21 protein-coding genes are annotated in these 22,915 nt (G+C 70.4%); 9 read left to right on the top strand and 12 right to left on the bottom strand.

All coding sequences use genetic code 11. The annotated features are described in order from the left end of the window. Positions 1-343 precede the first annotated feature (343 nt). Together ACQP2T_RS37070 and ACQP2T_RS37065 are read left to right on the top strand one after the other, a co-directional pair. Positions 344-1,960, top strand: a complete 1,617-nt coding sequence (locus ACQP2T_RS37070; RefSeq protein ID WP_433509547.1) for a hypothetical protein — start codon at positions 344-346, stop codon at positions 1,958-1,960. A gap of 241 nt (positions 1,961-2,201) precedes the next feature. After that, complete coding sequence (locus tag ACQP2T_RS37065; RefSeq protein ID WP_433509546.1) at positions 2,202-3,446, top strand: S1C family serine protease; 1,245 nt, start codon at positions 2,202-2,204, stop codon at positions 3,444-3,446. An 80-nt stretch (positions 3,447-3,526) separates the two neighbouring features. Here ACQP2T_RS37065 and ACQP2T_RS37060 read toward each other — a convergent pair whose 3' ends face one another. The 7 genes from ACQP2T_RS37060 to ACQP2T_RS37030 all read right to left on the bottom strand — a co-directional run bounded on the left by ACQP2T_RS37060 (position 3,527) and on the right by ACQP2T_RS37030 (position 8,761). Beyond that, positions 3,527-4,267, bottom strand: coding sequence for an ABC transporter permease (locus ACQP2T_RS37060; RefSeq protein ID WP_433509545.1), 741 nt, complete (start codon positions 4,265-4,267; stop codon positions 3,527-3,529). Beyond that, a complete protein-coding gene (locus tag ACQP2T_RS37055) occupies positions 4,260-5,141 on the bottom strand; it encodes an ABC transporter ATP-binding protein (RefSeq protein WP_433509544.1) in 882 nt (293 codons plus the stop codon). Before ACQP2T_RS37055 ends, ACQP2T_RS37060 begins: the two co-directional genes overlap by 8 nt. Continuing rightward, positions 5,138-5,482 (bottom strand): winged helix-turn-helix domain-containing protein, encoded by a 345-nt coding sequence (locus tag ACQP2T_RS37050; RefSeq protein ID WP_433509543.1) that lies wholly within the window; start codon positions 5,480-5,482, stop codon positions 5,138-5,140. The genes ACQP2T_RS37055 and ACQP2T_RS37050 overlap by 4 nt, the downstream gene beginning before the upstream one ends. After that, the gene (locus ACQP2T_RS37045) at positions 5,458-6,087 is read right to left on the bottom strand and encodes a hypothetical protein (RefSeq protein ID WP_433509542.1); all 630 of its coding nucleotides are present in this window, start codon (positions 6,085-6,087) and stop codon (positions 5,458-5,460) included. Before ACQP2T_RS37045 ends, ACQP2T_RS37050 begins: the two co-directional genes overlap by 25 nt. A gap of 81 nt (positions 6,088-6,168) precedes the next feature. Next, positions 6,169-6,939 carry an FAD:protein FMN transferase gene (locus ACQP2T_RS37040; protein ID WP_433509541.1) on the bottom strand — a complete coding sequence of 257 codons (771 nt, stop codon included), beginning with the start codon at positions 6,937-6,939 and terminating at the stop codon, positions 6,169-6,171. Then, the gene (locus ACQP2T_RS37035; RefSeq protein WP_433509540.1) at positions 6,936-7,406 is read right to left on the bottom strand and encodes an FMN-binding protein; all 471 of its coding nucleotides are present in this window, start codon (positions 7,404-7,406) and stop codon (positions 6,936-6,938) included. The genes ACQP2T_RS37040 and ACQP2T_RS37035 overlap by 4 nt, the downstream gene beginning before the upstream one ends. 11 nt (positions 7,407-7,417) lie before the next feature. Beyond that, complete coding sequence (locus tag ACQP2T_RS37030; RefSeq protein WP_433509539.1) at positions 7,418-8,761, bottom strand: ferredoxin reductase family protein; 1,344 nt, start codon at positions 8,759-8,761, stop codon at positions 7,418-7,420. A 101-nt stretch (positions 8,762-8,862) separates the two neighbouring features. Between ACQP2T_RS37030 and ACQP2T_RS37025 the strand changes: the two genes are divergently transcribed. Both ACQP2T_RS37025 and ACQP2T_RS37020 read left to right on the top strand, forming a co-directional pair. Next, positions 8,863-9,570 carry a response regulator transcription factor gene (locus ACQP2T_RS37025; RefSeq protein WP_433509538.1) on the top strand — a complete coding sequence of 236 codons (708 nt, stop codon included), beginning with the start codon at positions 8,863-8,865 and terminating at the stop codon, positions 9,568-9,570. After that, positions 9,567-10,970: a sensor histidine kinase gene (locus tag ACQP2T_RS37020; RefSeq protein WP_433509537.1), complete on the top strand. Its 1,404-nt coding sequence runs from the start codon at positions 9,567-9,569 to the stop codon at positions 10,968-10,970. The genes ACQP2T_RS37025 and ACQP2T_RS37020 overlap by 4 nt, the downstream gene beginning before the upstream one ends. 94 nt (positions 10,971-11,064) lie before the next feature. On the opposite strand, the gene ACQP2T_RS37015 is transcribed toward ACQP2T_RS37020, so the two are convergent. Beyond that, entirely contained in the window at positions 11,065-11,331 is a 267-nt protein-coding gene (locus ACQP2T_RS37015; protein WP_393481977.1) for a DUF1876 domain-containing protein, read from the bottom strand. A gap of 105 nt (positions 11,332-11,436) precedes the next feature. Between ACQP2T_RS37015 and ACQP2T_RS37010 the strand changes: the two genes are divergently transcribed. The 3 genes from ACQP2T_RS37010 to ACQP2T_RS37000 all read left to right on the top strand — a co-directional run bounded on the left by ACQP2T_RS37010 (position 11,437) and on the right by ACQP2T_RS37000 (position 14,535). Then, positions 11,437-12,468 carry a HEAT repeat domain-containing protein gene (locus ACQP2T_RS37010; RefSeq protein WP_433509536.1) on the top strand — a complete coding sequence of 344 codons (1,032 nt, stop codon included), beginning with the start codon at positions 11,437-11,439 and terminating at the stop codon, positions 12,466-12,468. 118 nt (positions 12,469-12,586) lie between these two features. Further along, positions 12,587-13,822, top strand: a complete 1,236-nt coding sequence (locus tag ACQP2T_RS37005; protein ID WP_433509535.1) for a family 16 glycosylhydrolase — start codon at positions 12,587-12,589, stop codon at positions 13,820-13,822. Between the two features lie 47 nt (positions 13,823-13,869). Further along, positions 13,870-14,535 carry an AIM24 family protein gene (locus tag ACQP2T_RS37000; RefSeq protein ID WP_358550566.1) on the top strand — a complete coding sequence of 222 codons (666 nt, stop codon included), beginning with the start codon at positions 13,870-13,872 and terminating at the stop codon, positions 14,533-14,535. A gap of 51 nt (positions 14,536-14,586) precedes the next feature. Here ACQP2T_RS37000 and ACQP2T_RS36995 read toward each other — a convergent pair whose 3' ends face one another. From ACQP2T_RS36995 to ACQP2T_RS36980, 4 genes are read right to left on the bottom strand one after another with little or no spacing between them, the layout of a single operon-like run. Further along, a complete protein-coding gene (locus tag ACQP2T_RS36995) occupies positions 14,587-16,698 on the bottom strand; it encodes an alpha-galactosidase (RefSeq protein WP_433509534.1) in 2,112 nt (703 codons plus the stop codon). A gap of 11 nt (positions 16,699-16,709) precedes the next feature. Next, positions 16,710-17,567, bottom strand: a complete 858-nt coding sequence (locus ACQP2T_RS36990) for a carbohydrate ABC transporter permease (RefSeq protein WP_433509533.1) — start codon at positions 17,565-17,567, stop codon at positions 16,710-16,712. After that, positions 17,564-18,478 (bottom strand): carbohydrate ABC transporter permease, encoded by a 915-nt coding sequence (locus ACQP2T_RS36985; protein WP_433509532.1) that lies wholly within the window; start codon positions 18,476-18,478, stop codon positions 17,564-17,566. Before ACQP2T_RS36985 ends, ACQP2T_RS36990 begins: the two co-directional genes overlap by 4 nt. Beyond that, complete coding sequence (locus tag ACQP2T_RS36980) at positions 18,475-19,785, bottom strand: ABC transporter substrate-binding protein (RefSeq protein ID WP_433509531.1); 1,311 nt, start codon at positions 19,783-19,785, stop codon at positions 18,475-18,477. Before ACQP2T_RS36980 ends, ACQP2T_RS36985 begins: the two co-directional genes overlap by 4 nt. Positions 19,786-19,986: 201 nt before the next feature. Here ACQP2T_RS36980 and ACQP2T_RS36975 point away from each other — a divergent pair, with 201 nt between their 5' ends. Further along, positions 19,987-21,129, top strand: a complete 1,143-nt coding sequence (locus ACQP2T_RS36975) for an ROK family protein (RefSeq protein WP_433509530.1) — start codon at positions 19,987-19,989, stop codon at positions 21,127-21,129. 33 nt (positions 21,130-21,162) lie between these two features. Then, positions 21,163-22,881 carry a beta-galactosidase gene (locus tag ACQP2T_RS36970; RefSeq protein ID WP_433509529.1) on the top strand — a complete coding sequence of 573 codons (1,719 nt, stop codon included), beginning with the start codon at positions 21,163-21,165 and terminating at the stop codon, positions 22,879-22,881. Positions 22,882-22,915 lie beyond the last annotated feature (34 nt).

The following is a 22,915-nucleotide window of genomic DNA, read 5'->3' as shown; positions in this document are numbered from 1 at the left end:
CGGCCGCAGCCGGGCCCGAGGGCCGTGGGCCGTGCGGTTTTCCGGGCCCTTCCCCTTTTGGAGAGAAGTGTGTAGCGGGTTGGCCGATACGCCCGCCATGCATCACTTTATGCAATTGACCGAATGCTTACAGTGACTAACGCTGGTTGTGGCCTCGCACAAAGCAATGGCCGCCAGTACGTCAAGGAGCACATCGCATGGACTCGCCAGAATTCTTCACCCAGGTCTACAGCGCCAGCCAAGCATGCATACCCGAAGGCGACTTGTGTAGCGGCATCGCTGGGCCGGTAGGCCGATGCTGCCCGGGGCTGGTCTGCTGCTCGCTCTCTCCCGACCTGTCTGTGTGCATGCGCCGCTGTCGATGAAGATCGGCTGGGGGCGGCACACGGTGCTGGCCGGGCTAGGGGCCGGTGGGGCGGTGCTGGCGCGCACCGATACCGCGATCGGCGCGTATCTCAACGCCCCGGCGGCTCGCTGGTTACGGCAGATCACCGTGGCCGGGCTGGACGAACCGCCCGGGCAGGCGGCCCTTTCCTGCTTGCGGGTGTGGGCGAGCGCGGGCCTCATCTCTCTGGACGACCAGGCCGCGATTCTGGTCGGTGATCCCGAGATCGAGGAGTACGAGGAGCGCGGGCGGGCAGTGCGGCGCGAGCTGCTTCAGCGGGCCGCCCTGTTCCCGCGAGTCGCCACGCCGATCCTGGCGGTCGGGGTGGGCCGTGATTGCGCCTACTGCGACCAGCTCCTGACCGACCTGGCTGCCAACGCGCCCTTGCGGGACGGCGGCGTGGTGGCGTCCGGCGACGACCAAACTCGGCTGTTCGGAAACGTTCCCGGCACCGGACTCGACCGGCCAACCGAGCCGACCGAGCCGACCGAGCCGACCGGGCCGACTGGGTCGACCGAGTTGACCGAGCTGACCGGGCCGACCGAGCCGACCGGGCTGGCTGAGCTGACCGAGCTGACTGCCGTCGAGCTGGCCGGGCTGGCTGAGCTGGCCCGAGCGGCCGCGCCCCTAGGCACGCCCAGCGGCGTGCTGCTCCACCCAGGCGCGCCCCCGCGGATCCTGGAGGGCTACCACCAGGTGAGCGCCGCGATCGTGTCGATGCTCGGGGACGAACCCGACCGCGTGGTGGTGGAGACGCCCAGTTCCTGCTCAGTGAACGTCACCTCCGGCGAGAACACCTCGGTGCGGCCGGTCCGCGCCGGCGACCGCGTCGTGGGGATCGCGACCCGGGGTGCGGTCACCAGCGAACTCGACGGTTGGCTGTCGGCGCACACCGCCCACGCCGCCCGCACCGCGCACGCCTCCCACGCCGCGCACGCCTCCCACGCCACGTATGCTCCGGCCACCCTGACCATCGAACGCCCCAGGAACCTGTATCTGGTCTATCGGGGCGGCGCCCTGATCGCCCGGCACAGAACGCCGGCCGACACCATCGCCTGCCTGGAGGCGATGCTTGCCGGATACGCCGACCACGCCGGCGCCGCCGAGGATGAGGCCGACGTGGACTGCGGGGTGCTGTGGCACCCCGGCCACGGGGCCGTGCTCATCCCCAACCACTGGCTGTCGCCGATGGCCAGGAAGTCCTCCCGGCTGCGCCGTAGTGGCTGGCAGCTGTGCCCGCAACCGTACGTCCGGCTCAGCACGCGCGACGGTCAGGCGTGGGCGTGGGTGCGTCCGCTCGGCGAAGATCCCCGGCTGGCGCCGGTCGCGTTCCTGGCCGTGGATCCACCGGCCCCGGCCACCGACGAGCGGCCCGCCCGCACCCCCAGCGCCGAGGAACGCGCGGCGCAACTGGTGTGCTGGGCGGTCCGGCCGCTCACCCCGCCGCGCCTGTACGCTTTGGCCGCCACCGCGCGTCACATCCCCATCCGCGAACTGGGCCCTGCCCCGATCCTCGCCGAGCTCCCCGACCTGGTACTCGCGCCGCCCGACAGGTCCCACCGAGCGCCCAGATGAGCGCGGCCGGGGGACGGGAGCTGGCTTGCTGAAAAGAGCGGGTGAGGGCCGATCAAACCGTGCTTGACCTGTGTGGTTGCCGCCGAAGGTAAATTTCTGGCCGGCTTCAAACGGATGACCGGGCCGTGACCAGCCGTGATAAGGCTGCCGTCAACCCTCTCATACAGTTCTGATCACCGGCTTAACCTGCACTTACGCGCTCCTTGGCACTCTTGAGTCATCGGTACATGAGGAGATGACGATGAACGCGAACGAGCCTCACGAGCAGGGCGCCGGCGGCTGGAGCCAGTTCGGCGACCAGCCGCCCTCCGCCGGGGGCTTTCCCCGGCGAGAGACCGTGATCATGAACCAGCCTCCGCCTCCGAAGCCGCCCAGGCGGGGCTTCGCTGTCGGGCGGAAGACGATCGCCGGGCTGGCCCTGGCGGCCGTGGCCGTGGGCGGCGGCGCAGTGGGGGCCGTCGCCGCCACGGCGTTCCAGGACAACACCCGTGTCGTCTCCGCGCCGAGCCCGGTCTTCAAGGCGGCCTCCAACCAGCTCACCGTGGCCCAGGTCGCGCAGAAGGTGCAGCCTTCGGTCGTGATGATCCAGGGGCAGACCGGCGAGGGGTCGGGCGTGGTGCTGTCCGACGACGGGCTCATCCTCACCAACAACCACGTGGTCGTCGGCGCCGGGCAGGGCGGGCAGATGACCGTCAAGTTCAACGACGGCAAGACGGCCAAGGCGTCGGTCGTGGGCACCGACCCGTCCACCGACCTCGCGGTCATCAGGGCCGACGGCGTCTCGGGCCTGACCAAGGCCTCGCTCGGCGACAGCGACCAGCTTCAGGTCGGCGACGCCGTACTGGCCATCGGCAGCCCGCTCGGCCTCGACGGATCCGTCACGGCGGGCATCGTCAGCGCGCTCAACCGCACGGTCACCGTCGGCGGCGAGCAGGACCAGCAGCAGCAGCTCCCGCCCGGCTGGGGCCAGCAGCGGGAGCAGCAGCAGGGTCAGGAGAGCGGGGCGACGACGCTCGGCGACGCCATCCAGACCGACGCGGCCATCAACCCGGGCAACTCCGGCGGCGCGCTGGTCAACGCGGCCGGTCAGGTGATCGGCATCAACAGCGCCATCGCCACCAACGGCGGCAGCAGCGGCAACATCGGTGTCGGCTTCGCCATCCCGGTCAACACCGCCAAGCAGGTCTCCGACCAGCTCATCAGCGGTGGCAAGGTGACTCACGCGTTCTTGGGCGTGAGTGTCACCGATGCCACCGGCGACGTGCCCGGCGCGCTGATCCGCCAGGTCACCTCCGGAAGCCCTGCCGACAAGGCCGGACTGAAGGAGGGCGACCTCATCACCAAGATCGGCAACACGCCGGTGGAGGGCGGAGATACAGTTGTTGGCCAGGTCAGAGGTTTCAAAGTAGGCCAACAGGTTCAGATCACTTATATGAGGGACGGAAAGTCGAGTAACGTCTCCGTCACCCTCGAAGAGAAGAAATAACCGGACCCCCTCACGGACGGGTGTGCCGTCGAGATCGCTGCGGACTCGGCGGCACACCCCCCGTTCGAGGAGATCCCATCTCAAGAGAAGCGGCGGCCCTCGTCGCGCCGGTAGGCCCAGCCCGCGGCCAGCGCCGCGATCACGGTCCACACGCCGAGCATGATCACCGCGACCATGTTCGGCGAGGTTCCCGTCGTCACGGCCCAGATCAGCTCCCCGGCGCCGCGGCTCGGCACGAACGGCGACACCTTCTGCACGAAGTCCGGCATGATCTGCGGCGGCAGGAACAGCCCGCCCAGGATCGCGATCGGGAAGAACACGACCTGCGACACGCCGATGGCCGCCTTCGAGGCCAGCACGAAGCCCAGGAACAGGCCGATCAGCATGAACGGCACCGCCCCGCCGAGCAGGGCGAGCAGCCCGATCAGCAGGTTGGGCACCGTGATGGTCGCCTTGGTGAGCAGGGCCGCGATCACCACCACCGGGATCGTCGACACCAGCATCGTGGCCATCGTCGTGAGGATCCGCCCGGCGAAGCGGGGGAACGGTCCAGCGGGCAGCGTACGCACGTAGGGGTTCCACGGAAGTTCGCGGTCCTGCGCGACCGTGATGCTGAGCCCCATGAGCGCGGCCGACATGGCGCCGATCATCATCATCGATCCCGTCGCCCGCGTCGCGGCCACCGGATCGTCCCCCGTGAACGGCACCACGAACGCCAGCATCGACGCGGCCGGGAAGAACGAACTGGCGACCAGGCCGATCGGCACCCGGATCTGCTCCAGCATCAGATAGCGGGTGTGGGCCAGGATCAGGCTAGACATGCTCGGTCTCCTTGGCGGTGATGGCGAGGAAGGCTTCCTCGAGCGAGGTCGGCCTGATCTCCAGACCGGAGAACGGCGTGCCGCTCCGTACGAGCTCGACGACCAGCCGGTCGGGGTCGGTGGTCACCAGGTTGAACCGGCCGTCCGCATACTCGCTGGCGAGCACGCCGGGCAGTTCGGGCAGGTTCTCGGCGGCCAGCGAGACGCGCCGCACACCCACCATGTCGCGTACGGCCCGCACGGTGTCGTCGGCCAGCACCCGGCCGTGGCCGACCACCACGACCCGCTGGGCCAGGGCCTCGATCTCCTCCAGGTAGTGGCTGGTGAGCAGGACCGTGCCGCCGCCCTCATGGAAGTCCTTGACGCCGTCCCAGAGCGCGCGCCGGGCCTCCACGTCGAGGCCGGTGGTCGGCTCGTCGAGGAAGACCATCCGCGGGTTGCCGGCGAAGGCCAGCGCCACGCCCAGCCGCCGCTTCTGGCCCCCGGACAGGCCGCCGATCTGCCGCTTGACCAGGTCGTCGAGGCCGAACCGGGCGAGTAACTCCCCTTTGTCGGCCTTTTCCGGGTAATGGGCGGAGACGAAGTCGACGATCTCGCCGACCCTCAGCGACTCCGGCAGGCCCGTCTCCTGCGGCGTGACCCCGATGCCTCGGCGCACCACCGGATCCTGCGGGGAGCCGCCGAGCAGTTCGACCGTGCCGGAGGTCTGTTTGCGCAGGCCCACGAACAGGTTGATCAGCGTCGACTTGCCCGCGCCGTTGGGGCCGAGCAGGCCGACCAGCTCTCCCGCCCTGATGTCGAGCGAGACGCGGTCGAGTGCCAGCACGTCGCCGTAGCGCCGGGTGACCTCCACCGTTCTGGCGAGGATGGTCATGAAGTGCCTCCTGCGGAGTCGAGTAGGGCGCGGATCGCCTTGGTGTAGTCGTCGAAGGCGACCCGGCCGCGCTTGGTGAGCGAGACATAGGTGACCGGGGTACGGCCTTTGTGCGTCTTCGTGATCTGGACGTAGCCGGCTTCCTCGAGCTTGGTCAGGTGGACCGAGAGGTTGCCGGCCGTCATGCCGAGCAGATCCTTGAGCGCCGGGAAGGCGATCTCGTCGCCCCCGCCCATCGTGTTGAGCGCCGCAACGACGCGTAGCCTGGCCTGCGCGTGGATCACCGGATCGAGCTCCGGAACAGCGCCGCCCGCCGTCACCGGCACTGCCTCCGTCGCCACCACAGGCCCACGACGATCTGCCCGAAGCCGAGCAGTATCGCCGTCAGCAGCGCGTGCCAGCCGGGGCCGAGCAGCACGCCCAGGCCGTTGACGGCGATCACGCCGACCCCGGCGAAGAACATCGGCCAGTACAGGAAGATCGCGCCACCGGCCATGTACATGACGCCGACCACCAGCATGGACACGCCCGACCAGAGCAGGCCGGCCTCCGCCTCCGGCAGCATCGGGCTGACCCGGATGGCGATGATCGACATCACCACCATCCCGGCGAACCACGTGTAGCCGTACATCGTGCCCCTGGCCGTGCTCTCGCCTCGGACGCCCATGTTCATCCGGGTGATCTCGTACGCGGCCAGGGAGCCGGCGATCACCATGCAGATCATCAGGACTGCCACGGCCTGCGTCTGCGAGATCGGCGCGTACGGCCTGCCGTCGAGTCCGTAGCGCAAGAAGAGGCAGGTGAAGCCGATCAGCCACGCGACGCCCCAGGGGACGTACAGGAACAGGGGATCGCCCCTGAATCTTCGCACCGTGGCGGCCCGCTGCTCCTCGATGAGGCGCAGAGTCTCCTCCGGGCTGGGGGCTTGCTCACCGTCGTCTACCATGACAACTCCTCTTGGCCTCAAACTGGTTTGTACTTTAAACCAGCTTGTGCCGCCAACACAACGCCGAGGCGAGGAGTGGAGTCAGATAGCGGGAAAGCCCCTGGTCCGCCAGGTGTCGCCGCTCGCGGTCACCGCGAACGCCTCCAGGTTGGAGGTCTCCTCGACCCAGTCGCGGGCGGCGTCGCCCATCGCGAACGCCGCCGTCGCGAAGGCGTCGACGGCGGTCAGGCGGGGGCCGACGAGGGTGATGGACAGCAGCGCGTCGGCGGCGCGTCCGGTGTGCGGGTCGAGGATGTGCGGGCCCCGCTCGGCGCTGCCCGAGGTGGCGATGGCCAGGTCGTGGCCGGTGACCACGGTGCAGAGGGCGCCGGGCCGGGCGGGATGCGCGATGCCGATCCGCCACGGCGAGGGGTCGGGGCCCAGCTGGATGTCGCCGCCGCCGTTGACGCAGTGGCGGCGGGCCCCGGCCTCGGACAGGATCCGGGACGCCTCCTCGATCGCCCACCCTTTCACCAGACCGGACGGGTCCAGGCGGCCACCGGGGTACGTCGTGAAATATCCGTTCGTGTCGTGTTCTGTCTGGGCGCACAGCGACAGCACCTGGGCCACCTCGGGCGGGCACTCGGACAGCTCGATCTCGCCCCGGCCGAGGCGGCTGATCGCGCTGTCCGGCCGGTAGGTGGAGAAGACCGCGTCCACGTGGTGCAGCCAGGCCACCGCCCGCGCCACCGCGGCGTTGGCGCGGGCGCCGGGGTCGGCGGCGTCGTTGGTGTTGACGTCGGAGTCAGCGCGGGCGTCGCGTACGTCGAAGGAGAAGACGGTCCCCATCACGTGCTCGACGTGGCGGGTCACAGCCCGGCCCGGTCGATGGCGCTCTGCAGGGAGCGGGTGTAGCCGTCGCTGGTGTACGTGGCGCCCGAGACGGAGTCGATCTGGGCGCTCTGGGCGGCCAGGGCCTCCTCCTGGAGTATGGGCAGCGCCCTGTCGTTGATCTCGACGTCGCGCCGGTTCTCGCTCGGCGCCTGGAGCACCTGGACGTCGGAGATCTTGCCGCCGCTGACGCTGATCCGCACCTGCACGGGTCCCCAGCGCGTGTCGACCGCGTCCCCGTCGACCGTCCGGGCACCCGTGGACCCCGTGGACCCCGTGGACCCCGTGGACGAGGTGGACGAGGTGGACGAGGTGGGTGCGGGCGTCGCGGACGTCTGGGCGAGGGCGGCGGGTGGCTGGGTGGCCCCGGTGACGTCGTGCGGCTTGAACGACAGCAGCAGCACCAGGCCGATGACGGTGGTGACCACCGCGAGCAGCGCTCTCTTCATGGAGGGAACTCCTAGAACTCGAAAGACTCGTGATGGATCCGGTGGGCGGGCACACCCGCCGACCGCAGCGCCTGAATCGCCGACCGCGTCATCTCGGGCGGCCCGCACACGTAGGCGTCGTGCTCGCGCAGGTCGGGGAGCAGGCGGTCGAGCCCGGTGAACAGGTCCGGGGACCTCGGGCCGACCGAGCAGTAGAGCCTGGCGTCCCCGCGTGCTCTGGCGATCTCCTCCAGTTCGTCCCTGAACAGCAGTTCCTCCGGCGTACGAGTGCGGTAGAGCAGGGTCACCTGCCCGGGCAGTGTCTCGAACAGGGTGCGTAGCGGGGTGATGCCGACGCCCCCGGCGATCAGCACCGACTTGCGTGCGCGGCCAAGACGGGCGGTGAATCCGCCGTACGGCCCCTCGGCGATGACCCGGGTGCCCGGCCGCAGCCGGGCGAGCGCCGCGCTGTGGTCGCCCAGCGCCTTGACCGTGATCCGCAGCCCGCCACGGTCCGGCGCGGCGGACAGCGAGTAGGGGTTGGCCGACCACCACAGGTCGCGGGTCAGGAAGCGCCACCGGAAGAACTGTCCCGGCTCGGCGCCGAGCCGCGCCAGGCGGCGGCCGGTGAGATGGATCGAGACGACGCCCGGCGCGTCGGCGCTGATGTGGGCCACTCGCAGCCGGTGGCGCGCCCACACCCGGACCGGGCCGAGGAAGCGGTACCACACCAGCAGCGCGGCCACCCCGAGGTAGAGGGCGTACCAGGCGAACTGGGCCACCCGATCGCCCGTGAACTGGGCGCCGGTCGCCAGTTGGTGCCCGAACGCCAGCCAGGCCGCCAGGTAGGTGTAGAAGTGAAGGTAGTACCAGGTCTCGTAGCGCAGCCTGCGGCGGGCCGCGCGGGCCGACACCAGGGCCACCCCGAGCAGCAGGAGGAAGGCCACGGTCGCCTTGAGCACGTCGGGGAAGGACAACGCCATCGTGACCGCCTCGTCCACCACCCCGGCCTGGTCGGCGACCGCGTACCCCCAGATGATCGTCAGGACGTGCGCGGTGACCAGCCCGATGACGTACCGGCCGCCCATGGCGTGCCAGCGGGCCAGCCGGTCGCTGCCCACACCGCGCTCCAGAGCCGGTACGCGGGCCATCAGCCCGAGCAGTACGGCCATGCCGTACCCGGACAGCAGGCCCGTGACGCGGCCGGCCTCGGTGAGCCAGCCGTCCAGGCCCGCCACGGCCGGCGTGCCGCGCCACCACAGGACGACGACCGCGACCGCGCCGGCCATCACGGCCGCCAGCACGGGCTCGGGCCGGAGTCGGCGGCGCGGCGGCGCGGTAAAAGCGGCCCGAGGCGGTGCGTGAAGAGTGGTCATGGGAGTAGACCGTGCCTGGCGAACCTCTGTTTTCCCTATGAACGGAGCCCTTCAGAGGATTCTCAGAAGAACCTCGTATTTTGTGACGAATAGGAGGAAACATGAACACCCTGCTGCGCCCGGACGGCACACCGATCCGCGTGCTCGTCGTGGACGACGAGCCGGACCTCCTCGAGGTGCTGGAGAAGACGCTGTGCCAGGAAGGCTGGCAGGTGCGCACCGCGGCGAGCGGGGCCGCCGCGATCCGCGCGGCCGAGGGGTTCGCGCCTGACGCCGCCGTCCTGGACGTCATGCTGCCCGACCTGAACGGGCTGGAGCTCATGAACCGGCTCCGGGCGGTGCGGCCCGAGCTGTGCGTACTGTTCCTGACCGCGCGCGACGCCGTCGAGGACCGGGTCGCGGGCATCACGGCGGGCGGCGACGACTACGTGACCAAGCCGTTCAGCCTGGACGAGGTGCTCGCGCGGCTGCGCGGGCTGCTGCGCCGGGCGGGCATGGCGCGGCCCGGCAACGAGGACCGGCTCGTCGTGGCCGACCTGTCCATGGACGAGGAGGCCAGAGAGGTGAGCAGGGCCGGTACGCCGGTCGAGCTGACGCCCACCGAGTTCGAGCTGCTGCGGCTGCTCATGTGCAACCCGCGCCGGGTGCTCAGCAAGGCGCAGATCCTCGACCACGTCTGGTCCTATGACTTCGGCGGCCAGGCTCACGTCGTGGAGCTGTACATCAGCTACCTGCGCAAGAAGATCGACGCGGGCCGCCGGCCGCTGATCCACACCGTGCGCGGCGTCGGGTACGTGCTCAAGCCGTGAACCTCGTCCCACGCACGCTCAGGGCCCGGCTGATCGCCGGATTGCTCATACTCCTCGCGCTGTCCTGCGCGGCCGTCGGCGTCGCCACGTCGGTGGCGATGGATCGGTTCCTGCTCGCCCGCGTCGACCAGCAGATCGCCGCCGACGGCCCCCGGTTCGCCGCGAGCCTGGAGCACGGCGAGGACACGCGGGGACAGGCACGGGGTACGTTCGGCGCGCGGCTGGTCAACGGGCGCGTCACCCATGCGGCGGTGGTGTCGGAGCGGGACGGCACCCACCCCGGCCTCAGCCCTGACGACGAGGCGATCCTGGCGGCGCTGCCGGTCGGGGGACCGCCGCAGACCGTGGACCTGTCCAGCCTGGACGACTACCGGCTCGTCGCCGCCGCGGGCCGGGACGGCGACGTCATGGTCACCGGGCTTTCCTTGCACGGTGTCGAGGAGACGCTGCACCGCCTGTGGCTGTTCGAGCTGGTGATGTTCGCCGGCGTGCTCGCCGTCACGGGTGTCGCGGGCGCCCTGTGGGTACGGCTGGCGCTGCGCCCCCTGCAACGCATCGCCACGACGGCGCGTAAGGTCGCCGAGCTGCCCCTGGCCAGCGGGGAGGTGACCCTGGCCGAACGCGTACCCGACACCGACCCGCGCACCGAGACGGGACAGGTCGGTGCCGCGTTCAACCGCATGCTGGGCCACGTGGAGGCGGCTCTGGGCCGCCGCCACGCCGTCGAGCAGCGGCTGCGCGCCTTCGCCGCCGACGCCAGCCACGAGCTGCGCACCCCGCTTGCGGCGATCCGCGGGCACGCCGAGCTCGCCCTGCGCGGCGACGAGCCGATGGCGGACGGTGTACGGCACGCGCTCGGCAGGATCGACGCCGAGTCGGGGCGGATGAGCGAGCTGGTCGACGAGCTGCTCCTGCTGGCCCGGCTCGACGCGGGACGGCCGCTGGCCCGGGAGGAGGTCGACCTGTCCCGCCTGGCCATCGAGGCCACCGGCGACGCGCGGGCCACCGGGCCCGGCCACCGCTGGCGGCTTGAGCTGCCGGAGGACCCTGTCACGGTGACCGGCGACGCGCTCCGGCTGCACCAGGTGATCGCGAGCCTGCTGAGCAACGCCCGCGTCCACACCCCCGACGGCACCACGGTCGTCGTGGCCGTACGGAGGCTGCCGGCCGCGGTGGAGGTCACCGTCGTGGACGACGGTCCCGGTGTGCCGGCCGGGCTGGAGGAAGAGATCTTCGAGCGGTTCTCCCGCGCCGACCAGGGCCGGTCGCGGGCCACCGGAGGCGCGGGGCTCGGGCTGGCGATCGTCCGCGCCGTGGTGGCCGCGCACGGGGGCTCGGTGGACGTGCGGAGCCGTCCGGGCCGGACCGAGTTCCGGCTGCTCCTGCCTTCAGAGGGCTGAGCGTGAAGGGCGGGATTCCGGTCGGAGGGCTGACCGTGAAGGCGCCCGGCGGGCTACCCGCCGGGCTTTTCGCCGGGCGCCTTCGTCCGCGTGGTCAACGGGCCTCGATCGGGCCGCCGATCGTGGCCACGTCCTCGGCGGCGTCGCCGAGGAGCTTGTCGGCCAGATCCATCAGCGCCCGCCCCGCGGCCAGCTCGTCGCCGATCTCCGGCACCGCACGGTCCTCCGGGTTGCGCCTGGCCACGCCGACGCTCTCATGCCAGCCGCTCTCCTCGGCGGACAGGACCGCACGGGCCAGCGTGCGCTCATCGGTGTCGTCCTCGCTGATGTAGATCTGCACGGTCCACTGCTTGCTCCGCATGATGCCTCCCTGTACGTCCTCGGTACGTACTGGGCATCTGCCCCCAGAGGATGCGGTGTCACGGACTTCCGGACACCGGCCTGCGCCATATGCCAGCATGTCCGCATGCTGGCGAGTCTCGACACGATCGACTGGGCCGACCTGACGCACGCCTACGGCCGCGCGAAGGATGTGCCGGACCAGATCCGGGCCCTGCGCTCTCCCGATCCCGGCATCCGGGAAAAGGCGCTGCACAGCCTGTACGGGAACATCTTCCACCAGGGCACTCGCTTCGAGGCGAGCGCTCACGCGGTGCCGTTCCTTCTGGAACTGGTCGCAGACTCCGAGACGCCGGACCGCCCGGCCATGCTGCACCTGGTGACGCAGCTGGCCATCGGCTACGGCGAACAGCTCCTGCCGTCCGGCTACCCCCTCGACGACCATCGCGCCACGGCAGCGGGCGGGGACGTGCTGCTGGCCGCCGGCAAGCAGTTCACGGACGACGAGGACGAAGAAGACGAGGACGACGAGGAAGAGGACGAAGACGACGACTGGGGCGAGGATGTCGCCCTGTTCCAGTACCTCCAGACGCTTGAGTCAGCCGAGGAGGAACGGCTGTTCGCGTACTTCGCGCTGATGGCCTACGACGCGGTCGCCGCCGGGCTGCCGATGTTCCGCGACCTGCTCGCCGACGCGGCCGCCCCGGTGCGCGCCGCCGCGGCCTACGCCCTGGCCTGGTACCCCGAGGAGCGGACCGCCAGCCTGCCGCCGCTGCTCAGGGCGGCGGCCGACGAGCACCCGGCGGTGGCCGCCACCGCCCTGGTCGCGATCGGCCTGCTCGGCCCGTCCGGCGCGACGCCGTCGCAGAAGACGGCCCCCGAGACGGCACCCGACCTGGCATCCGAGACGGCGACCGTGCTGGACGCCGCCCTCGATGATCCCCGCGACGTGGTGCGCTGGGGCGCGGCCATCGCGCAGGCCCGGCTGCGGGGCCCGGAGGCGTACGGCCGGGTCGCGGAGGAGCTGCGGGGCTGGCTCGGCCGCGACGACGCCGCACACGAGGAGATCGCGTTCAACCACGGCGACCTCCGGGGCTACGCCGAGCTGGCGCTGCGCGGCCTCGGCGACGACCGTCACGCTGCCGAGACCCCGGAATGACGCACGCGCCCATGTCGAGAACGATCATTAGCTAGAAGTCCGAAATCGCCCCTTTCCCGCCTGTACGATGCGTCGAGTTTGATCTTCAAGCCAGCAGAGGCAGCGAGAAAGGGCCACGATGGTCGCTCGTTTACGGGACAGGAAGTTCGTCCGCGCCCTGGTCGCCGCGGCCATGTTAGGCGCGGCGACCTTCAGCGCGCCGCCCGCCTCAGCCGCGGTAACCGTCACCGTGGACGCGCTGACGGTCGACAACGCCGCTCCGGTCGCCGCCCGCCCCATGACCGCCACCGCCAAGGTACGCGCGTCGGGTACGCTCCCCGTCCAGGCACTTACCATCGCGGTGCGCGACGCAGCCGGTGAGGTCGTCGATTTCCCCGGCGCGATAGCGACCACGCTCACGACGGCCGTGAAGACGTTCACGACGGACGCGCGGGCCTATCCGGCGGGCACCTACACCTACTTCGTCGCCTACCAGGCCGGTGACGTGTGGACGGAGCTGACGCCGCGCAAGACGTTCACCGTGGCGGCCAACGCGGTGACCTTCGAGCAGGACTTCTTCGGCGCGGCCGGCGCGGGGCCGAACGCCGGCCTGGCCACGCCGGCGTGGTTCAACGACCCCTGCTGGCGCCAGGCGTGCACCGGCAGCATCGCCGAGTACAAGCTGGACCACGCCCAGCTCGACGGCCAGGGCCACCTTGTGCTGACGGCCGACCAGAACGTGACTCCGGGCGCCATGTGCGGCTGGAAGCCGGGCACGGACCCCCAGGAGGAGCCGGACCAGCCGTGCCGGTACGCCACCGCCCGGCTGACCATGCTCGACTGGGAGAACAAGGACGGTCTGCCGACCTGGACACAGGCGGGCGGTCACCTGGAAGCACGGATGAAGGCCCCGCTCGGCAAGGGGCTGTGGCCGGCGTTCTGGACCGTCGGCGGGAACAACGCCCAGGTCGACTGGCCGGCCAGCGGCGAGATCGACGTCATGGAGGTCCTCGGCGACCATCCCACGCTGGTGGAGCAGCACGCGCACGGCGGGCTGGCGGACATCAACTACGGCGGCAGCCAGGATCTGCCCGACGGCGAGGGCATCGACGCCTGGCACACCTACGCCGTGGACTGGGACGCCGGAGCCAACGGCTACATCAAGTGGTCGATCGACGGTGTGGTCACCCGTACGCTGACCGCCGCCGAGGCGGGCACCGCCTGGGCACAGTCCTTCCGCCACCCGCACACGCTGATCCTGAACCTGGCCGTGGGCGGTGGCGACGGCTGGGTGGGCGACCCCGACGCCGACACGGTGTTCCCCGCGCGGCTCCTGGTAGATCACGTGCGCGCCTACCAGAAGCCACTGGCCTGACCCCGGAGTCACTACGCTGGCGGGACCTCTTCACCGAAAGGTCGATCATGCGCAGCTCCGTCTTCGACAACCTCGATCCACGCCAGGTTCCCGCCGGCTTCTCCTTGGCGAACGGCAAGATGCTCCGGGTCCAGCTCCCGCACGAGGTGCTGGCCAAGCAGGGCTCGATGGTGGCCTTCCAGGGCCAGATGGACTTCGAGTACGAGGGCGCGGGCGGCATCGGCAAACTGTTCAAGAAGGCCATGACGGGTGAGGGCGCGTCGCTGATGCGCGTACGCGGCCAGGGCCAGCTCTACCTCGCGGACAACGCCGACGACATCCACCTGTTCTACCTGGAGAACGAGGGGCTGACCGTCAACGGGCGCAACCTGCTGGCCTTCCAGCCGCAGCTCACCTGGGACATCCAGCGAGTGCAGGGCGCGGGCGTCGCGGCGGGCGGGCTGTTCAACACCACGCTCACCGGCACCGGGTGGGTGGCGGTCACCACGCACGGCACGCCGGTGCTGCTGGACGCCGCGGCGATGCCGACATACGCGGACGGGCAGTCGGCCGTCTGCTGGAGCACCGCTCTGCACGTCGGCGTGAACCGGACGATGAAGGTCGGCGCGCTGATCGGCCGGGGGAGCGGCGAGGCCATGCAGCTCGCCTTCCAGGGTCAGGGGTTCGTGCTGGTGCAGGCGAGCGAGGGCGTACCGGTGGTGAAGTCGCAGTAGCCACCCGGCCGAAGGAGCTGCGCGTGACGGCCGGGATCGTCCGCGACCTTCTCAGCGGTTCCTGGCGACGACGTGGACCAGCACGGATTCGTCGGGGAACAGCGGCGGCACGGCGATGCCCGAGCCGGCCAGCGCGGAGCCGGGCAGGGCGAAGTCGCCGGTCGTCCAGGCCGGGGCGGTCCCGTGCGAGGTCACGGGCATGAGCGGGCGAACCGAGTAGACGGTCGCCGGGTCGAGCCCGGGCAGCCGGAGCCGGCCCGGCGGCCAGGTGGACGGTCGGTCCAGCATGGCGATCTCATAGACGGCCTCGGAGGCGTCGGCGGCGACGACGCCATGAGCCTGCACGCTCTCGGGAGCGTCATCCACGCGGACCACCACGCCCGTGTGCAGCAGGTGGCGGTGCCGTTTGTGCAGGGCGACCCACGAGGCCAGGTCGTCCAGCTCCTCGTCGGTGAGCGTGGTGAGGTCCCATTCGATCCCGTTGTGGCCGAAGAACGCGGTGGCGGCACGGAAGGCGAGATCGTGGCGGCGGCCGGTGGTGTGGGAGCGGCCGGCGCCGATGTGGCTGCCGATCAGCTCGGGCGGCAGCAGTTGCCCGGTCCAGCGCATGATCTGCCGGCGTTCCGCGGGGTCGATGCAGTCGCTGGCCCAAATACGGTCGGTACGCTCCAGGATGCCGAGGTCCACCCGGCCGCCACCGCCCGAGCAGGACTCGATCTCCAGGCGCGGGTGCTCGGCCCTGATCTCATCGAGCAGCCGGTAGACGGCGTGCGTCTGGGCGTGGACGGCGGCCCGGCCGCCTCTCGCCGTGGAGCCCGCGTCCACGAGGTCGCGGTTGTGGTCCCACTTGATGAAGTCGAGGTCGTACTCGCGGATCAGGGCGAGCAGCCGCGTCCTGACGTACGCGTACGCCTCGGGGTTGGTCAGGTCCAGCACCTGCTGATCGCGGGCGAGCGGCGGCAGGCGGTCGCCGGTCCGCATGATCCAGCCGGGGTGGGCACGGGCCAGGTCGGAGTCCGGATTGATCATCTCTGGCTCGAACCAGAGCCCGAACTGCATGCCGAGCTCTCTGACCCGCTTGACCAGCGGCGTCAGCCCGTCCGGCCAGACGGCGGCGTCCACGGTCCAGTCGCCGAGCCCGGCCCGGGCGTCGCGGCGGCCGTGGAACCAGCCGTCGTCCAGCACGAACCGCTCGACCCCGATGGCGGCGGCTCGGCCGGCCAGCTCCAGCAGGCGGTCGAGGTCGTGCTCGAAATAGACGGCCTCCCACGTGTTGAGCATCACGGGCCGGGGCCCGGACGGGTGCGCGGGCCTGGCGCGCAGGTGCTCGTGGAAGCGGCGGGCAGCGGCGTCGAGGCCGTGCCCGTAAGTGGCGTAGAGCCAGGGGCTCCGATAGCTCTCACCTGGTGCCAGGATGATCTCGCCGGGCAGCAGCAGCTCGCCGCCGCCCAGCATGGTCCGGCCGCTGGAGGTGCGTTCGGCGTAGTGGCGGTGGTTGCCGCTGAAGCCGACGTGCAGGCCCCAGGCCTCGCCGCGCCGGAAACCGAGGTCGGAGGTGCCCGCGAAGAGGACGGTGGCGGCGTCGGGGCCGGTCCTGCCGCGGCGGTTCTCGCGCAGGTGGATGCCGGTGGTGAGGGAGCGGCGCTGCGGGATGCGTTCCTTGGCCCACCGCCCGGCCTGGTCGAGCAGATCCGTGGGGGTGCCGGACACGGGGAAGGCGAGATTGAGCGCGTCCAGGGTGTAGGGGGACTCGGACTGGTTGCGCAGGTCCGCCCGGGCCCGCAGGAGGCCTGAGTCGCCGAGCTCGATGATGATCGTGAGGCCGAGACGGGCGTGCTCGTCCCTGGCGGTGGCGGTGAGGGTCTGCCCGATCCGCTGGTAGGCGACGCTGGTGAAGGCGGGGGACCAGTTCTGCCCCAGGTGATGCCCGGACAGGCCGGGCAGGCCCATCCAGCCGGTGCGCGCCTCGGGCACCAGGGGGACCCGTACGGGCACGTCGACGCTGACGTCGAGCCGCGGACGGAGATCGGCCGCCAGGTGGGCCAGCGCCTCGTCCTCGAGCGGGCCTAGGTCCGGACCCCAGTGCAGGATCGCGGGCAGGGCATCGGGCGGACACTCGATCACCACGGAAACGCCGGCGGCTCTGAAGTGCAGAATCTCCATGGACGGCGGTTTCATCCTTTCAGTCCTCCGCTGAGCAGGTCCAGCCGCCAGAAGCGCTGCAGGGTCAGCAGCAGGACGATGAGCGGGATCACCGACACGGCGGCGCCCACGATGGCGATGCCGTACAGGGTGGGCTGGCCCGAACCCTTGCTGAGCACCGTGAACAGGCCCACGGTGATCGGGAATTTGGACTCGTCCGACAGCATGATGTAGGGCAGCAGGAAGTTGTTCCAGATCCCGACGAACTGCAGCAGGAAGATCGTCACCATGCCGGGCACCATCATGGGCAGCCCGATCGAGCCGAAGATGCGATATTCGCTCGCTCCGTCGATCCTGGCCGCCTCCATCGTCGCGTCCGGGACGGAGGCCATCGCGTAGACCCTGGCCAGGTAGATGCCGAACGGGGAGATGAGGCTCGGCAGCAGGACCGACCAGTAGCCGCCCACCAGGTCGAGCTCGGACATGATCAGATATTGCGGGATGGCCAGCGTCATGCCGGGCACGAGCACGCCGGCCAGGATGGCGTAGAACAGCAGGCTCCGGCCGCGAAACTCGTACTTGGCCATGGCATACCCGGCCAGCGCCGAGATCAGGGTCGAGGCCGCGGCACCGGCGATCGCGTACAGGGCGCTGTTGGCCGTCCACCGCAGGTAGAGGCCGTTCCCGTAGGTGAACAGGTCGCGCAGATTGTCCAGCAGGCCGGTCCCTGGCGCGAAGGTGAACGTCGAGAACAGCTCGCCGCTCGACTTGGTCGAGGCCACCAGCACCCAGGCGACCGGCACCAGGCAGTAGATCGAGCCGAGGAGCAGGACGATGGTGGGCAGGATCTGGGCGCGCCGGTGTGTGAGCACGCTGTTGGCGGCGCTCATCGCATGCCTCCGAACGCGCGCTTCTGGGTGACCTTCAGGAGCACGACCGAGACCACGAGCGTGCCCACCGCCAGCAGGACGGAGGCGGCCGAGGCCAGCGGCAGGTCGTCGCGGACGAAGGCGTCGCGGTAGATGTGCATCAAGGGCACCCAGTCCCCGGAGATCTCCGGCGTCATCGGTTTCACGGTGGTCGGCTCGCCGTACACCTGCAGCGTTCCGATCAGCGCGAACAACCCGGTGAGCACGAGGGCCGGCGCCACCAGCGGGATCTTGATCCGCCAGGCGATCTGCCATTCGGAGGCGCCGTCGATGCGCGCCGCGTCGTACAGCTCCGACGGGATGCCGCGCAGCGACGTGAAGATGATGATCATGTTGAAGCCGACGCCGCCCCACACCGCGATGTTGGCCAGCGACGGGTAGATGCCGGCCGCCCCGAGGAACGGGATCTCGCCCAGTCCCAGCTCCCGGGTCAGGTAGCTGATCGGGCTGGTCGAGGGCAGGTACATGAAGCCCCACAGCAGCGAAGCCGTCACGCCGGGTACGGCGTACGGGATGAAGATCGCCGTGCGCGAGAACCTCTTGGCCCGCGAACCGGCGTGGTCGAGGAGCAGCGCGAACAGCAGCGCCAGCCCGAGCGTGAGCGGCACGCTGATCAGGCCGTAGAGCGCGAGCCGGCCGAAGCCGGCGAAGAACTCGGGATCGGTGAGCGTCTTGACGTAGTTGTCGAGCCCGACGAAGACCTCTTCGCGCGTGCCGAAGATGCCCTTGCCGGTCAGCCGCAGGCCGCGCGCGCTGAGGTAGATCGCGTAGCCGATGGGGAGCGCCAGGAAGGCGACGAAGAGCAGCGCGGCGGGCGCCACGAAGAGATAAGGAGCCCGGGACCTGCGCTCCGCCCTGGGCGGGGCGGTCATGGACCGGCGACCTTGAAGCCGGTGGTCTTCATGTCCGCCACCACGAGGTTGTGCGTCTTCGTCAGCGCGTCCCGCAGTGGGGTGTGATCACGGACCGCGGCGGCGACGGCGTCCTGGAAGGCGCTGCCGGCGGTGCTGACGTTCGGGCCCCAGCTGATGTGCGGAATCGTGCGCTGAGCCGCCTTCGTGGCGATGTCCCAGTAGTCCTTCTGGTTCGCCGTCAGCTTGGGCGGCGCGCTGGTTCTCGCGGCCTGCTGCCCGGCCAGCGACGCCGGGTACTCGCCCAGCTCGATCTGGACAGCGTTCGCCGCCTTGTCGGTGTTCATCCACTTGGCGAACGTGGCCGCGGCCTCGGCGTGCTTGGAGGTCTTCGTGACGGTCAGCGCCGACCCGCCCTGGAAGGCCACCCGGTCGTCGCCCTCCTTCCACTGAGGGAGTGGCGCGATGGCCCAGTCGCCCGCCTGCTTCTCCGCGATGCCGTACAGCACGCCCGGCGCCCACAGCGCGCTCGGCCAGGTGAGGATCTTGCCCTGGTTCAGCTTGTTGTTCCACTCCGGGGTGAGCAGCGGCTCGGCCTTGACGAGGTCTTTGTCGATGAGCCCCTGCCAGAAGTCGGCTACCGCGAGGGAGGCCTGGTCGGCGATCCCCACGGTCCACGTCTGGTCCTGGACCTTCCACCAGGACGCGCCGGCCTGCTGGGCCAGCCCGGCGAAGTTGCCGAATTCCGCGGGTGCGAAGGTCGCGAGGTAGGTCTCCGGGTCCTTCTTGCGTACGTCCGCCGCGACCTTCGCGAAGTCCTGCCACGTGGCCGGCGGCTCGATCTTCAGCTCCTGGAAGCGTTTCTTGTTGTAGACCAGGACCATCGGGCCGACGTCCTGCGGCACTCCGTACACGGCGCCGTCGAAGCTGGTCAGGTTCCACACTTCCGGGCTGAAGGCGGTCTTGATGTCGCCGGTGTGGGCGGAGATGTCGGCCAGCGCCCCGGCCACGATCATGGAAGGCAGGGTCTCGTATTCGATGCAGGCGGCGTCGGGGCCGTTGCCCGCCCGGGTCGCCGTGAGCAGCTTGGCGGCGGTGTCCGTGCCGCCTCCCACGTCGGTGTGCTTGACCTGGATGCCCGGGTGGGACTTGTTGAACGCTTCGATCTTGGGCTTCTGAGTGGTGCCCCAGCACCAGAACTCCAGCGTGACCGGCCCACTGGCCGCCGCCGGCGTGCTGGTGCTCCCGGACGTGCCCGACGAGCAGGCCGCGAGGACGGCAGCCGTGCTGAGCACCGCGATCGAGCCGGCGAGCCTCGTGATACGCATTCGTGCCTTCTTCCTACAAAGCGGACTGGCTTTGTAACAGAGCCAACCTAGAGAGAAGGTGAGAGGCATGTCACTACTTGTGCACAGATTTCATGCATGTTATGTGAGCAAGCTGTGACGTTCCGGGAATGCTAGCTTTGTCACGAAATCAAGTGGGAAAGGCTGGCGCTGATGTGGGTGGAGCCCCAAGGATGGTGCGCCATGTGGGACGTCTTGCCCGACGCGGCACGCTCCATCGTCAAGGAGCTCATCATCCACGGTCCGCAGTCCAGGACCGCGCTGGCCAGGACCCTGCGCCTGTCCACCGGCAGCCTGACGCGGCTGACCAAGCCCATGGTCGACGCCGGGCTCCTCGTCGAAGGCGACGTGGTCCACGACCCGGTCAACGGCCGCCCGACCCGCCCGCTGGACGTGGCCGCGGGCGAGCACTGTTTCTTCGGCGTCAAGCTGACCGCGGACCGCGTCCACGCGGTCGTCACCGACCTGCGCGCCCAGATCGTCGCGTCCCGCGACGAGCCGATCTCCGACCACCGCCCCCAGGCCGTGTGCCGCCAGATCAGGGGACTGCTCGATGAGCTGTCCGGCGGCGAGCGGACGCCTGTCGGGGCCGGTGTCACGCTCGGCGGCGACGCCCGCTCGGCGGTCCAGCTCGGCGGTGAGCGGCTGGTCGACTCGTCGTTTCTCGGCTGGCGGCAGGTGCCGCTCAAGTCATTGCTGGAGCAGGCTCTGGGCATCCCGTGCGTGGTCAAGAACGACGTGGCGGCGCTGGGCCACCAGCATCACTGGTTCGGGGCGGCCCGCGGGCTGCGCGACTTCGCGCTCGTCTCGATCGGGGCGGGAGTCGGCTACGCCTTGGTCGTACACGATCATCTGGTGCCGGCGGCCGAGTCGGACCTCGGCATGTTCGCCCACCTGGTGCTGAACGCGGGCGGGCCGATGTGCGGGGACGGCCACCGCGGCTGCGCCTCCGCCTACCTGGCCAGCGAGTCCATCGTGACCGCCGCCGGGCAGGGGCTGCGGCGGCCGGTGACGTACGAGGAGGTGATGCGCCTGGCCGCGGAAGGGGACAAGGTGTGCCTCGGCGTCGTCGCCGAAGCCGCGGACGCGCTCGGCAGGCTCATCGCCCACGTCGCGACGTTCTCCATGGTCAAGACGGTGATCGTGGCCGGCGAGGGCGTGGAGCTGGCCCGCGTCGCCAAGGACGGTCTCGACCGGGCGCTCAGCGCGAACCGGCGCGGCCGGGCGAACTCGGTCGACGTGCTGATCGAAGTGGACGACTTTCGTGAATGGGCCCGTGGCGGCGCGGTCGTGGCCATCCAGAGTTTCGTAACCGGCAGCGACTGATCAGCGGCCGTGACACCCCCAGTTGGAGAGAGCATGTATTTCGGCGGAGACTACAACCCCGAACAGTGGCCAGAGGACGTCTGGCTGGAGGACGTCCGGCTGATGCGGGAGGCGAAGGTCAACCTCGCCACCGTGGGGGTCTTCTCCTGGGCCCGGCTTGAGCCGTCGGAGGGCGTCTACGACTTCGGCTGGCTCGATCGCGTCATGGACCTGCTGCACGACAACGCCATCCAGGTCAACCTGGCGACCCCGACGGCCTCCCCACCGCCCTGGTTCGGCCTGGCCCATCCGGACGCGATGCCGGTGCGGGCCGACGGGACCCGGCTCACCCATGGCAGCCGTGACACGTACTGCGTCAACGCGCCCGCGTACCGGGTGGCCTCGCGCCGCATCGCGACGGCGCTCGCCGAGCGGTACGGCGCCCATCCGGCGACGGCCATGTGGCACGTGCACAACGAGTACGGCACGACCTGCCACTGCGATCACTGCGCGACGGCCTTCCGCGCCTGGCTGCGTGACCGGCACAAGTCCCTCGACGCGCTCAACGACGCGTGGACCACGGCGTTCTGGAGCCAGCACTACTCGGCGTGGGAGCAGATCATGCCACCGCGGACCACCCAGTACCGGTCGAACCCCGCCCACCTGCTGGACTACCGCCGCTTCTGCTCCGACGCGCTGCTCGCCCACTACCGCGAGCAGCGTGACATCCTGCGCGTCCATGGGCGGCAGCCGGTGACCACCAATTACGTCATGGCCGGGTGGACGCCGCTGGACCACTGGAAATGGTCGGCCGAGGTCGATCTCGTGGGCATCGACCACTACACCGACGAGCCCGGCGACGGCGGGCTCGCCCAGGTCGCCTTCGCCTCCGACCTGGCCCGCTCCTGGGCGCGCGGGAAGCCGTGGCTGCTGATGGAGCAGGGCGTCGCGACCATGTACACCCCCGATGGGACGCTTCCTCTGGAGCCGGGAGAGCACACGCGGCGCAGCCTCGAGTACGCGGCCCGCGGGGCCACCGGAGTGCTGCACTTCCAGTGGCGCGCCTCCCAGGGCGGGGCGGAGCAGTGGTGCCAGGGCATGGTCCCGCACGCGGGCGCCGACAGCCGGATCTTCCGCGAGATCGCTGACCTGGGCCGGACGCTCAGCGCCCTTCCGCCTGCGGAGCCCGCCGAGGCGGAGGTGGCCATTCTCTGGGACGACGAGGCAGCCTGGGCGCTGCGGAACCCGGCCCTGCCCGTGGCCGGGCTGGACTTCCGCGCGTCGGTGGAGCAGGCGCACCGGGTGCTGTGGCAGCGGGGCCTCGCCACCGACTTCGTCCACCCTTCTCACGATATTTCGCGCTATCGGGTGGTGCTGATGCCGTCCCTGTACCTGATCTCTGACGAGGCCGTCGCCAACCTCACCGCGTACGTCGAGGGCGGCGGCACCTTGATCGTGTCGTACTTCAGCGGCATCGCCGACCCCGAGACCCGCGTCCGGCTGGGCGGCTATCCCGGCGCGCTGCGCGACTTGCTCGGCGTCCGCGTCGAGGAGTTCCGCCCCCTGACCGGCCCCGTCGCACTCTCCGACGGGACGGTCGGCGCCTTCTGGAGCGAAACCGTCCAGTTGACCGGCGCCACGGCGGCCGTGACCTACGTCGGCGGCGGCCCGGCGGTCACCCGGCACCAGGCGGGCGCGGGCAGCGCCTGGTACGTCTCGACCAGGCTGGACGCGTCCGGACTCGCGAACGTCCTGGCACAGGCCGGCGTCTAGCGCCGGTGCGTGCGCGCGCTTCCCCCGCCAGTGG

Origin of the sequence: Nonomuraea sp. CA-143628, assembly GCF_050942315.1 — a bacterium.
Classification (GTDB): Bacteria; Actinomycetota; Actinomycetes; order Streptosporangiales; family Streptosporangiaceae; genus Nonomuraea.
This window is presented reverse-complemented; position numbering and strand designations above follow the sequence as displayed.